A 12,928-nucleotide genomic window follows, 5' to 3' on the forward strand; every position below is an offset into this window, starting at 1 on the left:
TTGGCGATACCGGGCAGGTGGAAGACGTTCTTGGCCACCTTGTCCAAGATGAGCATGTCGGCGGGGTTGCGCATGTCGTGATCGGTCTCGATCATCAGCAGTTCGGGGTTCATCCGGGCCTGGGAGAAATGCCGTTCGGCGGCGGCGTAGCCGACATTGGCCGGGGCCGTCGCGGGCAGATAGCGGCGGGCGTCGTAGCTCGTCTTGTAGCCCGGCAGGGCGAGCAGCCCGATGAGGGCGATCGCGCAGGTCACCACCAGGATGGGCCCCGGCCACCGCACGACGGCGGTGCCGATGCGTCGCCACTCGCGGGTCCGCATGGTGCGTTTGGGCTCGAAGAGACCGAAGCGGCTGCCGATGGCCAGCACGGCGGGGGCCAGCGTGAGCGCACCGGCCAGCGCGACGAGGACGCCCGCCGCGGCCGGGATGCCGAGGCTCTGAAAGTAAGGCAGCCGGGTGAAGCTCAGGCAGAACACCGCGCCCGCGACAGTCAGCCCCGATCCCAGGATGACGTGTGCGGTCTCGCCGAACATGGTGTGGAAGGCCTGTTCGGCGTCCTGGCCGGACTGCCGCGACTCCTGATAGCGGCCGAGGAAGAAGATCACGTAATCGGTGCCGGCGGCGATCACCAACAGGGTGAGCAGGTTGGTCGCATACGTGGAGAGCCCGATGATTCCGGTGTTGCCGAGGAAGGCGACGACCCCGCGCGCCGCCGCCATCTCGACGAGGACGGTCAGCAGCGCGAGGATCATCGTGACCACCGACCGGTAGACGAAGAGCAACATCACCGCGCTCACCCCGACGGTGATCGCGGTGACCTTCACGGTGCCCTTGCTGCCCACGTTGAACTGGTCGGCGATCAGCGGTGCGGCCCCGGTGACGTAGGCCGTGACGCCGGGCGGCGCCGGCGTCTGCGCGACGATGTTCCGCAGGGCGTTGACGGACTCGATCGCCAGCGCCTCCCCCTGGTTGCCGGTCAGATACACCTGGGCATACGCCGCCTTGCCGTCGGTGCTCTGCGCGCCGGCCGCCGTCAGGGTGTCTCCCCAGAAGTCCTGGACGTGCTGCACATGGGTGGTGTCGTCGGCGAGCTTGTGGATCAACTCGTTGTAGAACAGATGGGCGTCGTCCCCGAGCGGTTTGTCGCTTTCCAGGACGATCATGGCCACGCTGTCGTAGTTGAACTCCTGAAACACCTCGCCCATGCGTTTCATGGCGCGCATCGACGGCGCGTCCGCTGGACTCATCGCGACGTTGTGCAACTTGCCGACCTCTTCCAGCTTCGGTACGGCAGCGTTGGTGATCGCGGCCAGCGCCAGCCAGAACAACAGGATCGGCACCGAAAGCCGCCGGATGGCGCTCGGCAGGAAGGAGTTTCGCGGTGCGTGGTGGTCACTCATCCGGACTTGTCCAGGCAGAAGGTGTAGGCGTTCACTGCGTTGACCGTCCTTTCGTCCTTGACGGCGCCGTTGACGGTGATGCGGCAGCCCAGGAAGTCGCTGTCGCCCTGGGCCACCAGGTTTCCCATCACCGCCGGCTCGGTGGTGGTGATCGTGTACGACCACGGCAGGGGCACGCTCACCACCTGCTGCGGTTGGGCGTCGACGTCTAGGTAGTTGATCGTCGCCGTGCTGCCCGGTGCGCCGAAAACCTCGAGCACCATCTGCTTGGGATTGAACGGGATGATGTCGTTGGAGATGCCGCCGGCGGCGGGCGTGCCGTGCTGAGCGCCGAAGGCCCCGTTGAGCCGGTACATCGCAAACCCCGCGACGCCGACGACGACGACGGCGACTAGCAGCATCCACCGCCGCCTGACCAGCCTGGTCACTGACACCCGTCTCACCTGATTAACGCCTCTTATCCAATAGCTAAACGGTACGGTACCGGACTGATCCACGACAAGAGATTCACCCCGGGTCAGCCCGTGGGCCGGGTGAGGCTGGGGATGAGGACGCCGTCGACCAGCGCCTGCACGGTGTGCGCGGACGGCGGGCGGTTCTCGATGATGGCGCGGAAGACGAGGTAGCCCGGCAACACGTCCCAGAGCTCGTCGTTGACGGCTGCCGGGTCGATCTCGCCGCGGTCCACGGCCTGGCGCAAGACGTGCTGAATCAACGCCTTGCGATGGTCGACGAACTGGCGTTGCATGACGTCGTTGAGCGCGCTGTTGCGCGACACCTCGACGAGCACCGCGCGGATGGTGCCCGCGTGCCGGCGGACGTGTTGGGCGATCAGCTCCCCCAGCCGCAGCAGATCCCCCCGCAGGGTGCCGGTGTCCGGTGGAACCGCAACCTGCCGGGTGCCCTCGATGAACGCGGCCAGCACCAGCTCGGCCTTCGACGGCCAGCGCCGGTACACGGTGGCCTTGCTGGCGCGGGCGGTGGTCGCTACCGCGTCCACCGTCAACCGGTCGTATCCGTGTTGTTGCAGCAGCCGCAGCGTCACCGCCAGCAACTCGGCCTCCCGCGGCGACCACGGGGACGGCGCCGTCGCGCGGTCGGCGGTCCGGGGCACGGTGTCCACGATAGAACCGTCAGAAGCATCCGTGTCGTGCACGGCTGCGATTGTCTCCTGCGCTACCGTGAGCGGTGATGGCCAACACCACCACCAGGCTCACCAGTGATGCGATGGCGTTCCTCACCGAACGTCATCTGGCGATGTTGACCACCCTGCGCGCCGACAACTCCCCGCACGTGGTGGCGGTGGGCTTCACCTTCGACCCCAACACCCACATCGCCCGGGTGATCACCACCGGCGGCTCGCAGAAGGCGCTCAACGCCGAGCGTGGCGGGGTGGCCGTGCTCAGCCAGGTCGACGGGGCGCGCTGGTTGTCGCTGGAGGGCCCGGCCAGCGTGAGCAGTGCGGCCGACGCTGTCCGCGACGCCGAGTTGCGTTACGCCCAGCGCTATCGAACGCCGCGGGTCAACCCGCAACGGGTGGTGATCGAAGTCCAGGTCGAGCGGGTGCTCGGCTCCGCGGATCTGCTGGACCGAGGATAAAGCTGACGTCGATTACACCGGCACCACGATCAGCTCGTGCGGCTGGTTGTTGAGCGGTTCGCTGCCCTGCTCCGTCACCACGACGATGTCCTCGATTCGCGCGCCCCACCGGCCGGGGAAGTAGATGCCGGGTTCGACCGAAAACGCCATGCCCGCAGCCAGCGCCAGGTCATTGCCGGCGACGATGTAGGGCTCTTCGTGCACCGACAGCCCGATGCCGTGCCCGGTTCGGTGCACGAAATACTCCCCCAGCCCGGCTCCGGCCAGCACGTCGCGGGCGGCGGCGTCGACCTGCTCGGCGGTGACCCCCGGTCGTACCACCGCGACGGCCGCACGCTGAGCGGCTTGAAGCACTGAATAGTGTTGTACCACTTGCGCACTGGGTTGCCCGAGGCTGTAAGTCCGCGTCGAGTCGGAATGATATCCGGGTTCCCACGCACCGCCGATGTCGACGACGACGACATCACCTGCCCGCAATTCGCGATCGGAGCACTCATGATGCGGGTCGGCACCGTGCGGCCCGGACCCCACGATGACGAACGCGACCTCGCAATGTCCTTCGTCGACAATGGCCTTGGAAATATCGGCAGCGACGTCAGCCTCGGTGCGGCCTGGCACCAGGAACTGTGACACCCGGGCGTGTACTCGGTCGATAGCTGCCCCGGCATTACGCAGCGCGTCAATCTCGCTGGCGTCCTTGATCATCCGCAGCCCACGCAGCACCCCGGTGGCCAGCACCGGCGGTACGCCGAGCACCTTCGCGAGCGGCAACAGGTGCAGTGCCGGCATCGACTCGGTGACCGCCCAGGCGCCAGGCGCCCTTCCCAGCGTATCGGCGACCAACCGGTAGGGGTCGTCGCCATCGACCCAATCTCGAACCGACAAGCCGAGATCCGCCACCGCGGAGTCGTCAAGGGCGGCCAACTCCAGCCGTGGCACGACCATCGTCGGTGCACCGCAACCGGGCAGCACCAGCGCGGTGAGCCGTTCGAAGGTCTGCGCGCGGGACCCGATCAGATACCGCAGATCGTAGCCCGGGGTGATCACCAAACCGGCCAGGCCGGCAGACGCACTAGCGGCGGCCGCGGCGGCCAGCCGGCGGGCATAGACCGTGCTGTCGAACCGGCGGGCAACCATGGCCCTCAGGCTAACCTGGCAGTCGTGCCCGCCCCTGTGCTGCTGCTCGACGGCGCCAGCATGTGGTTCCGCTCCTTCTTCGGGGTGCCGTCGTCGATCACCGCCCCGGACGGCCGGCCGGTGAACGCGGTGCGCGGCTTCCTGGACACCGTCGCCGCCCTGATCACCCGGCATCGGCCCGCCCGAATGGTGGTGTGCCTGGACGTGGACTGGCGGCCGCAGTGGCGGGTGGACCTTGTGCCGTCGTACAAGGCACACCGGGTCACCCAACCCGAGCCGGACGGCCGGCCCGACATCGAGGAGGTGCCCGACGAGCTGGCCCCGCAGGCCGACATGATCATCGACATCCTCGCCGCGTTCGGCATCGCAACCGGTGGCGCACCCGGATTCGAGGCCGACGACGTGCTGGCCACCCTGGCCGCCGCCGAGCGCCGTGATCCTGTGGTCGTGGTCAGCGGCGACCGCGACCTGCTGCAGGTGGTCACCGACCGGCCGGTCGAAGTCCGGGTGCTCTATCTGGGACGTGGGCTGGCCGCGGCGAGGATGTTCGGTCCTGCCGAGGTGGCCGAGCGGTACGGGCTGCCCGTCGACCGGGCCGGGGCCGCCTACGCCGAGTTGGCGCTGCTGCGCGGGGATCCGTCCGACGGGCTGCCCGGCGTTCGCGGCATCGGTGAGAAGACGGCGGCGGCGTTGCTGGCACGGTACGGCTCGCTGACGGCGATCGTGGCCGCCGGCGCAGACCCGAGTTCGGCCCTGCCGAAGGCGGCCCGGGGGAAACTGCGGGCGGCAGCCGACTACCTCGAAGCCGCGGGACCGGTGGTGCGGGTGGTCACCGACGCACCGGTCAGGTTGTCCACGCCGTCCGATGCGCTGCCGCGGGTGGCCGCCGCGCCGGCCCGCGCCGCCGACCTGGGAGCCCAGCTCGGAGTGGGGTCATCGATCGCGCGGCTGAGCAAGGCGCTTGCGGGTCTGCCGGCCTGACCGGCGGGGGATCATTTGGGCCGGCCGACCTCATAGGTGCCGGTGTTGTCCTGGAAGGTCACGGTCACCTGACGCTTGGTGCCGTCGATGCTGACCTCACAGGTGAATGTATCGCCCTTTTTGACGACGGGGCTTTGACCGTCGTTGCAGGTGACGTCTTTGACGTTCTTCGCCCCGTAACCGTTGGTCTGGTCGGCGAGGATCTGCTGCACACCGGCTTGCGCCTTGTCGATGTCCAGCTTGGTGGTCACGAAGAACCCGGGTTTCCAGAAGCCGAGCACCAGCACCACCAGGGCAACGAACCCAAGAAACACCGCGGTCACCGCGCCGATCACCGCGGTCGAGCGCTTGGTGGCCTGCTCGGCTTGCCCGTACTGGCCGGGCTGTTGCGGGTACTGACCGTACTGACCGTACTGGCCGTACTGTCCTGGCTGACCGTACTGGCCGGGCTGCGGCGGGTACATCCCGTACTGCCCGGGCTGCGCGTATGGGGTCGGCTGCTGACCGTAGGGCTCCGGAGACGGGTAGCCGGGCGCGGCCGGCGGATACTGCGGCGCCGGGGGGTATGCCTGGCTACCCGCAGCCGGCTGCTCGTACGGCGGATACTGCGACGGGGTGTAGGCCGGCGGCTGCCACTGCTGTTCCGGAGCCTGCCCGGGGCTCTGTTGCTCCTCCCCCGGATCGGCCGGCGCAGGCTGCCAGGGCTGCATGGGGTCGTACCCCTGCGGTCCACTCATCGCTGTTGCTCAGTCCTCTCCAGTGCCGAACGCTCGCCGGGTATACACCGTAGCGTGGGTCAAGCCTACCCGGTATCAACAGCGACGACGCCACGCAGAATCGTGCCGATCGCTGCTTTCGCGGTGACCCGCAATGCGGGCTCGGGACATGCGTTGCGCACCTGGTCCAACAGATCGAGCAACTGCCGGCACCAGCGCACGAAATCCCCGGCGGACAGCGGTGACCTGGGGGCACCTCCCGCTTGCGGGGGACTGCCCGCCGCGTCGAAGGCGGCCAGCGCGGCGGCCAGATCACCGTTGTCGGCCCAGCGGTACGCGGCGTTGACGAATCCATCGTCGGGTTCGCGGCCGGGGGCGATCCGGTGCCGCTGCTCGTCGGCCCGCAGCGCCGCCGACAGCCTGCGGGTCCGGTGCAGGGCGCGGCGCACCGGCACGGTGGGCGGTTCCCCGCCCGCCGACGCGGCTGCGCCGCCCGATCCGTCAGCGCCGCGCGACTCGTAGAGCACAGCAGAGACCACCGCGGCCAACTCGGCCGCGGTCAACCCGTCCCACACCCCGGTGCGCAGACACTCGGCGACCAAAAGGTCGCTCTCGCTGTAGATCCGGGCCAGCAGCCGACCGTCGTCGGTCACTTGCAGGTCACTTCTGCTATCAGCCGAGCCTGCCTGGATGAACCCGCGTTCGGTGAGCAGGTCGACGATCCGGTCGAAGGTGCGGGCCAACGAGTTGGTTGCGGCCGCCACCTTCTGGCGAAGCTGCGCGTTGTCACGTTCGATGCGCAGGTAGCGTTCGGCTGTGGCGATCGTGGCGTCGCGGTCCGGAGCATGGTGGGCGGGATGACGACGCAGCTGCTCGCGCAACGATGCCAGCTCCGAGTCAGCGTCCGCGCCGTATTCGGTCCACACGCCGCGCCCCCTGCGCGCAGCCGGGATCATCAGGTCGCCCACGTCGGCCAGGCTGCTCACGGCCGCACGCAGCGCCGAGGCAACGTCCCGGCGGACCCGCGGCTGGCGGTGTTCCACCCGCTTGGGCAGGGTCATCGACCCCACCGGCGCCCAGCCCCCGGCGCCCGGGGTGTCGGCGGACGAGATCCGGCCGGCCCAGCGGTTTTCGGTCAGCACCAGCGGCCGCGGCTCGGTACTGTCCCGGTCGGATTCCAGCACCACCGCCAAACCACCGCGACGACGGTGGCCCAAGGTGATGATGTCGCCCCGGCGCAGCGCCGCCAAGGCGTCATTGGCTGCGCGGCGGCGCTGCAGCCGCGACGACCGGGCCTGTGCGCGCTCCCGCTCGGAAATCTGCGCCCGCAGCCGTGCATAGTCGAGGATCGGCGCATCCGGGCCGCCGAGTTCGGCGGCGGCCCGGTCGAGCATCCGCTCGCCGCGTTCGGCGGCACGGACCAGCCCGACGACAGACCGGTCGGCCTGGTATTGGGCGAATGACTGTTCCAGCAGCCGGTGTGCCTGCTCGGGTCCCATCCGGCGCACCAGGTTGATCGTCATGTTGTAGGCCGGTGTGAACGAGCTGCGCAGTGGGAAGGTGCGCGTGGATGCCAGCCCGGCGACGTCACGCGGGTCGAGATCGGGATGCCAGAGCACCACCGCGTGACCCTCGACGTCGATGCCGCGCCGGCCGGCGCGGCCGGTCAGCTGGGTGTACTCACCGGGTGTCAACGGGGCGTGCTGTTCTCCGTTGAACTTCACCAGCCGCTCCAACACCACCGTGCGGGCCGGCATGTTGATGCCCAGCGCCAGGGTCTCGGTGGCGAACACGGCCTTGACCAGGCCGGCGGTGAACAATTCCTCGACGGTGTGCCGAAACACCGGCAGCAGCCCGGCGTGATGGGCGGCGAGACCGCGCAGCAGCCCTTCGCGCCACTCGTAGTAGCCGAGCACGGTCAGGTCGGCGTCGGCCAGGTCGCCGCAGCGATGATCGATGATCTCCGCGATCTGCGCCCGTTCCTCCTCGGTGGTCAACCGCAGCGGCGACCGGAGGCACTGCTTGACGGCGGCATCGCAGCCGGCCCGGGAGAACACGAACGTGATCACCGGCAGCAGACCGGCGGAGTCGAGAATCTCGATCACGTCCGGGCGCATGGGTGGCCGGTACGTGCCGGGCCGGGCGGATCGCTCCGGACCCCGCCGCCGGGGCTGCCGATCGGCCAGGCGGTCCGCCTCACGCCGATGGGCGATGTGGCGCAGCAGCGCCGGGTCGACAACCGGCTGCTTGGTCGCATGAACCTCCCCGACGTCCGGGGATTCTGGGTGGGCCCGGTAGTCGAACAAGTCGAACAGCCGTCTGCCCACCAGCATGTGCTGCCACAGCGGCACCGGCCGGGTTTCGTCGACGACGACCGTGGTGTCGCCGCGCACGGTCTGGATCCAGCCGCCGAATTCCTCGGCATTGCTGACCGTCGCCGACAGGCTGACCAGCCGAACTTCGTCGGCCAGATGCAGGATGACCTCCTCCCACACCGCGCCGCGCATCCGGTCGGCGAGGAAGTGCACCTCGTCCATCACCACATACGAAAGTCCTTGCAGTGCAGTCGAGTCAGCGTAGAGCATATTGCGCAGCACCTCGGTGGTCATCACCACCACGGGCGCGTTGGCGTTGACCGACAGGTCGCCGGTGAGCAGGCCGATTCGGTCTTTGCCGTAGCGCGCGGTCAGGTCGGTGTGCTTCTGGTTGCTCAGTGCTTTCAGCGGTGTGGTGTAGAAACATTTGCCGCCGGCAGCCAGCGCAAGGTGCACCGCGAACTCGCCGACGACGGTCTTGCCGGCGCCGGTCGGCGCGCAGACCAGAACACCGTGACCGTCTTCCAGCGCCGCACAGGCCCGTCGCTGAAAATCGTCGAGGGTGAACGGCAGTTCGGCGGCAAACCGGGCTAAACCGGAGAATTCGGTCGACTCGGTCATGTCGGCGGTTCGCGGCGAAGCCGATCAACTGATGTCTTCATGTACCGCTGACGGCGGCTCGATCACCGGTGCTTGGTCATGTGCTTGGTCGTCGGAAATTTCGGCGTCGGCTTCGCGCTTTGCTTTGCGCCTATCGTGCAGCCGGGCGATCTGGATGGCGAACTCCAGCAGCAGGGTCAGCGCGGACCCGAGCACCAGCATCGAAAACGGGTCCGAGCCAGGCGTGAATACCGCCGCGAACACGAACATCATGAAGATCAGTCCACGCCGCCAGGACTTGAGCCGGTCATAGGTCAGCACACCGACCAGGTTGAGCATGACGATCAGCAGCGGGAACTCGAAGCTGACCCCGAACACCACCAGCAGGTTGACCAGGAATCCGAAATAGCGGTCGCCGGAGAGGGCGGTCACCTGCACGTCGCTGCCGACCGTCAGCAGAAACCCCAGCGCTTTCGCCAGCACCAGATACGCCAGGACGGCGCCGGCAACGAACAGCCCCGCCGCCGACACCACGAACACCGCCGCGAACCGGCGTTCCCTGCGGTACAGGCCAGGTGTGATGAACGCCCACAGCTGGTAGAACCACACCGGGCAGGCCAGCACGATCCCGATGGCCGTCCCGACTTTGAGCCGCAACATGAACTGATCGAACGGCGCGGTCGCCAGCAGCCGGCACTGCCCGTCGGCGCTGATATCCGCGCGCGCCGAGGCCGGCAGCGCACAGTACGGGTGCCGCAGCCACTCGCCCAGGCTTCCCAGCCCGAAAAACGAATGGGTGTACCAGATGAACCCGACGATCGTGGTGAGCATGATCGCGGCCAGTGCGATCAACAGCCGGGCCCGCAGCTCACGCAGGTGATCGACCAGCGACATGGTCCCGTCGGGGTTGATGCGGCTACGGCGAAGCCGCGGGTCGAGTCGCCTGAGCAGTTCGGGGGTGCGCACGGATACGTTCAGTCGAAGGGCACTTCCGCGCCGTAGCGGCGATGCCGGGCCTAGGCCGGTCGTCCGTCGGCGCCGGGCGGGTCAAGGCGCTCGGACTGCACCGGAGTGGCGGGGGCTTCCCGTTTAATATCGTTCTGCAGTTCGTGAACCTCGGATTTGAATATCCGCAACGACTTACCCAACGAACGCGCCGCGTCGGGAAGCCGCTTGGCGCCGAACAGCACAATCACCACGGCCAACAGGATCGCCCAGTGCCACGGACTAAGACTGCCCACTTTGGTTACCTCCAGACGTCGCCTCGATGCTACCGCAGCTCACCGCGCGATCGCCTCAGCCGCACCGCCCCGCCTCGTAGGCCGCCTCGTGGGCCGCCACCGCGGCCGTCGCGGCATCACGCACCCGAGCCGCCAGCGCCGCCGGCGCCAGCACGGTCACCTCCGGCCCGAAGCCCAGCATCAGCCGGGTCATCCACTCGTCGGAGACGTACGTCATCGCTGCCTCACAGTAACCCTCGGACAGTTCCCGCACGACCCGCATCGGGTAGTACTCGAACATCCATGACGCAGTCGGCGCGACCCGCAGCGTCGCCGCTGGCAGCGTCGGGTCGGCGGTGAACAGCGAGGTGTCCGTCGGCGCCTGCGCCGCCGGTTGCGGTGCTGCGGACGCCTCGTCGAGCACGGTGGCGGCCACGACGCGGTCGAACCGGAACAGCCGCACCGCCTCGGCCGCACGGCACCAGGCCTCCAGGTAACTGTGGTTACCGATCACCGCCACCCGGATCGGGTCGACCACTCGGTGCGACATCGTGTCGTGCGAAGCCGCGTAGTAGTCGATGGCCAGCGCCCGGTGCTCCCGTACGGCGTCGCGCACCGCGCCGGTGGCCTGGTTGTCGGTGGGCGCGGGTTCATCGGCCGCCGCCGGTGACGAACTCGCCGTGGCCCCGGCCGCGGACTCGATCTTGGCGATCGCGCTGCGCGCCGCCGCCGGATCGACCACACCGGCAATGTCGGCCAGCGCGCGCAGTGCCACCAGCAGCCCGGTGGCCTCCGGTGAGGTGAGGCGAAGCGGGTGGTCGATACCCGCCGAGAACGTCACCTCGATCGTGTCACCGACGAAGGCGAAGTCGATCAGATCATCCGGGTAGTAGCCGGGCTGACCGCAGACGAACAGCTGGTTGACGTCCTGTTCCAGCTGCTTCACCGTGACGCCCAGATCGGCTGCGGCCTTGGCGCGGGTGACCCCCGGGTTGGCCTGAAAGTAGGGCACCATGTTCAGCAGCCGCACCAAGCGGGTGGACACGGGGTTCATCTGCGCCGGCCCTTCTCATCGCTGCGCTGCACATCGGCGCCGGCGCGGGTCATTTCTCGCCCACGCAGGCTGCGCAGGCCTGGGCGCGCAACCGGGCCAGCACGTCGTCGCGCAGCGAGTCCGGTTCCAGCACAACGGCATCGGCACCGTGTCCGGCGACTTCGCGGGCCAGCCGGTCAGTCGACCCGGTGTCGAGCTCGATCACCTCACCGTCGCGGCCGGCCAATGGCCTGCGCCCAACCGACTTCCCGGCACGGCGCAGCGCGATAGCCCGGCCGTGCGCCACCCATACCCGGGCCGCCACGCCGGTGGGCGCCCCCGCCACCACATCGGCCACGATCTGGCGCAGGTTGACGCCGTCGGGCGGCGTGACCGCGCCGACCGGGCCGATCACGGTGACGGCGCCACCGATGCGGGACAACCGGAACACCCGGATGGCGTCGCGGTCACGGTCGTGACCGACCAGATACCAGCGGCCGTTGGCGGTGATCAATCCCCACGGTTCGACGGTGCGGGTGGCGGAGGGCTCGGCGCGCGACGGGCGATGCTCGAACTGCACCGCCTGGCCGCTGACGGTGGCCGACAGCAGGGCCCCGAGAACGTGCTCGGCGCCGCGCAGTCCGGGCGGCCCGGCGGGCGAGGCGATGGTGACCGTTGCGTCGGGGTCGACGTCCACGCCGGCGGCCCGCAGTTTGAGCAACGCACCCTGGGTGGCGCTGATCAGTTCCGGGGTCTCCCACAGCTGCGCGGCCACTGCCACCGCGGCGGCCTCGTCGGCGGTCAGCACGACGTCGGGCAGCGCATAGTCATCGCGGTTGATGCGGTAGCCCTCAACCAGATCGAACGCCGACACCTTGCCGGTCTCCAGCGGAATGCCCAGATCTCGCAGTTCATTCTTGTCCCGCTCGAACATCCGGGAGAACGCGTCGGCGGTGGGGCAGTCGGCGTAGCCGGCCACGCTGGACCGGATCTTCTCCGCGGTGAGGTAGCCGCGGGTGGACAGCAGCGCGATGACGAGGTTCAGCAGCCGTTCGACTTTGGCGGTGGCCACGATGACAGGGTATCGAACTGTTCGGCAAAACGTGCGTGAATATGCGTGTTTGTGAGTGAATGTATGTTTGACTGGCTGGTGTGAAGTTGGCGGCGTGGGCACGGTCGGTGGGTGTGCACCCGCAGACCGCGTATGCGTGGGTGCGTGAGGATCGGATGCCGGTGCCGTTTCGACGGCTGCCTTCGGGCACGATCCTGGTTGATGTCGCAGCGGCAGGTGAGGAGCGCGTGGTGCTCTATGCGCGGGTCTCGTCGCATGATCAGCGCTCGGATTTGGACCGTCAGGTGTCCCGGCTGACCGAGTGGGCCACCGATGCCGGGTGGGAGGTCGGCCAGGTGGTGGCTGAGGTCGGTTCCGGATTGAACGGCAAGCGTGCGAAACTGTCCCGGATCTTGACGGACCCTTCTGCCAGTGTGATCGTTGTGGAGCATTCTGATCGGTTGGCCCGCTTCGGGGTCGAGTACCTACATGCTGCGCTCGCCGCGCAGGGACGGCGCATAGTGGTCGTCGACGATGGGGAGACCGCCGATGATCTGGTGCGCGACATGATCGAGGTTCTCACCAGCATGTGCGCGCGCTTGTATGGGCGGCGCGGTGCGCGCAATCGCGCCATGCGCGCGGTGACCGCCACCAAGCAGGATCCTGGTGGGCAGCGGTAGATGATCGTGCAGATGCGTAACCGCGCCCTTGATTGGTGAGTTGGTGGAGGTTTCGTCGGGGTGGGTTTTGCAGGCGTATCAGTACGCGCTGGACCCGACGTCGGCCCAGGTGGTGGGGCAGGAGTCGCATGCTGGTGGCGCGCGGTTCGCGTTCAACACGATGCTGGCCGCGGTGAAATTCAATCTGGACCTGTGC

At 68.4% G+C, this 12,928-nt stretch carries 14 protein-coding genes; 4 read left to right on the top strand and 10 right to left on the bottom strand.

Translation table 11 applies throughout. From position 1 onward, the window contains the following. From AC2VON_RS24995 to AC2VON_RS25005, 3 genes are all read right to left on the bottom strand, one after another. A partial coding sequence (locus AC2VON_RS24995) for an MMPL family transporter (RefSeq protein WP_486955219.1) occupies positions 1–1,400 on the bottom strand: 1,400 nt, incomplete at its 3' end. Next, a complete protein-coding gene (locus AC2VON_RS25000) occupies positions 1,397–1,843 on the bottom strand; it encodes an MmpS family transport accessory protein (RefSeq protein ID WP_486955220.1) in 447 nt (148 codons plus the stop codon). The genes AC2VON_RS25000 and AC2VON_RS24995, both read right to left, overlap by 4 nt. 74 nt (positions 1,844–1,917) lie before the next feature. Further along, complete coding sequence (locus AC2VON_RS25005; protein ID WP_486955231.1) at positions 1,918–2,526, bottom strand: TetR/AcrR family transcriptional regulator; 609 nt, start codon at positions 2,524–2,526, stop codon at positions 1,918–1,920. Positions 2,527–2,591: 65 nt separating this feature from the next. Between AC2VON_RS25005 and AC2VON_RS25010 the strand changes: the two genes are divergently transcribed. After that, the gene (locus AC2VON_RS25010; protein ID WP_486955221.1) at positions 2,592–2,999 is read left to right on the top strand and encodes a F420-dependent biliverdin reductase; all 408 of its coding nucleotides are present in this window, start codon (positions 2,592–2,594) and stop codon (positions 2,997–2,999) included. A gap of 12 nt (positions 3,000–3,011) precedes the next feature. Here AC2VON_RS25010 and AC2VON_RS25015 read toward each other — a convergent pair whose 3' ends face one another. Next, on the bottom strand, positions 3,012–4,136 hold the full coding sequence (locus AC2VON_RS25015) for a M24 family metallopeptidase (RefSeq protein WP_486955222.1): 1,125 nt from the start codon (positions 4,134–4,136) through the stop codon (positions 3,012–3,014). A gap of 24 nt (positions 4,137–4,160) precedes the next feature. On the opposite strand from AC2VON_RS25015, the gene AC2VON_RS25020 reads away from it, so the two are divergent. Further along, the gene (locus AC2VON_RS25020) at positions 4,161–5,117 is read left to right on the top strand and encodes a 5'-3' exonuclease (protein WP_486955223.1); all 957 of its coding nucleotides are present in this window, start codon (positions 4,161–4,163) and stop codon (positions 5,115–5,117) included. A gap of 11 nt (positions 5,118–5,128) precedes the next feature. On the opposite strand, the gene AC2VON_RS25025 is transcribed toward AC2VON_RS25020, so the two are convergent. The 6 genes from AC2VON_RS25025 to AC2VON_RS25050 form a co-directional block, all read right to left on the bottom strand. Next, on the bottom strand, positions 5,129–5,854 hold the full coding sequence (locus AC2VON_RS25025; protein ID WP_486955224.1) for a DUF4333 domain-containing protein: 726 nt from the start codon (positions 5,852–5,854) through the stop codon (positions 5,129–5,131). Between the two features lie 65 nt (positions 5,855–5,919). Further along, on the bottom strand, positions 5,920–8,769 hold the full coding sequence (locus tag AC2VON_RS25030) for a DEAD/DEAH box helicase (protein WP_486955225.1): 2,850 nt from the start codon (positions 8,767–8,769) through the stop codon (positions 5,920–5,922). Between the two features lie 24 nt (positions 8,770–8,793). Then, on the bottom strand, positions 8,794–9,714 hold the full coding sequence (tatC, locus tag AC2VON_RS25035) for a twin-arginine translocase subunit TatC (RefSeq protein ID WP_486955226.1): 921 nt from the start codon (positions 9,712–9,714) through the stop codon (positions 8,794–8,796). 50 nt (positions 9,715–9,764) lie between these two features. Beyond that, positions 9,765–9,989 carry a Sec-independent protein translocase subunit TatA gene (tatA, locus tag AC2VON_RS25040; protein ID WP_486955227.1) on the bottom strand — a complete coding sequence of 75 codons (225 nt, stop codon included), beginning with the start codon at positions 9,987–9,989 and terminating at the stop codon, positions 9,765–9,767. A gap of 55 nt (positions 9,990–10,044) precedes the next feature. Continuing rightward, the gene (locus AC2VON_RS25045; protein ID WP_486955228.1) at positions 10,045–11,022 is read right to left on the bottom strand and encodes a helix-turn-helix transcriptional regulator; all 978 of its coding nucleotides are present in this window, start codon (positions 11,020–11,022) and stop codon (positions 10,045–10,047) included. Between the two features lie 49 nt (positions 11,023–11,071). Continuing rightward, the gene (locus AC2VON_RS25050; protein WP_486955229.1) at positions 11,072–12,073 is read right to left on the bottom strand and encodes a helix-turn-helix transcriptional regulator; all 1,002 of its coding nucleotides are present in this window, start codon (positions 12,071–12,073) and stop codon (positions 11,072–11,074) included. 80 nt (positions 12,074–12,153) lie between these two features. Here AC2VON_RS25050 and AC2VON_RS25055 point away from each other — a divergent pair, with 80 nt between their 5' ends. After that, complete coding sequence (locus AC2VON_RS25055) at positions 12,154–12,732, top strand: IS607 family transposase (protein ID WP_486955230.1); 579 nt, start codon at positions 12,154–12,156, stop codon at positions 12,730–12,732. A 43-nt stretch (positions 12,733–12,775) separates the two neighbouring features. Further along, a partial coding sequence (locus AC2VON_RS25060; protein WP_486955232.1) for a helix-turn-helix domain-containing protein occupies positions 12,776–12,928 on the top strand: 153 nt, incomplete at its 3' end.

Source organism: Mycobacterium sp. TH-M82, from assembly GCF_057473605.1.

Bases quoted from the DNA above. Each gene is read 5' to 3' on its own strand.
- AC2VON_RS25015 (WP_486955222.1), bottom strand. From the start codon at position 4,136: ATGGTTGCCCGCCGGTTCGACAGCACGGTCTATGCCCGCCGGCTGGCC.
- AC2VON_RS25045 (WP_486955228.1), bottom strand. From the start codon at position 11,022: ATGAACCCCGTGTCCACCCGCTTGGTGCGGCTGCTGAACATGGTGCCC.
- AC2VON_RS25025 (WP_486955224.1), bottom strand. From the start codon at position 5,854: ATGAGTGGACCGCAGGGGTACGACCCCATGCAGCCCTGGCAGCCTGCG.
- AC2VON_RS25010 (WP_486955221.1), top strand. From the start codon at position 2,592: ATGGCCAACACCACCACCAGGCTCACCAGTGATGCGATGGCGTTCCTC.
- AC2VON_RS25030 (WP_486955225.1), bottom strand. From the start codon at position 8,769: ATGACCGAGTCGACCGAATTCTCCGGTTTAGCCCGGTTTGCCGCCGAA.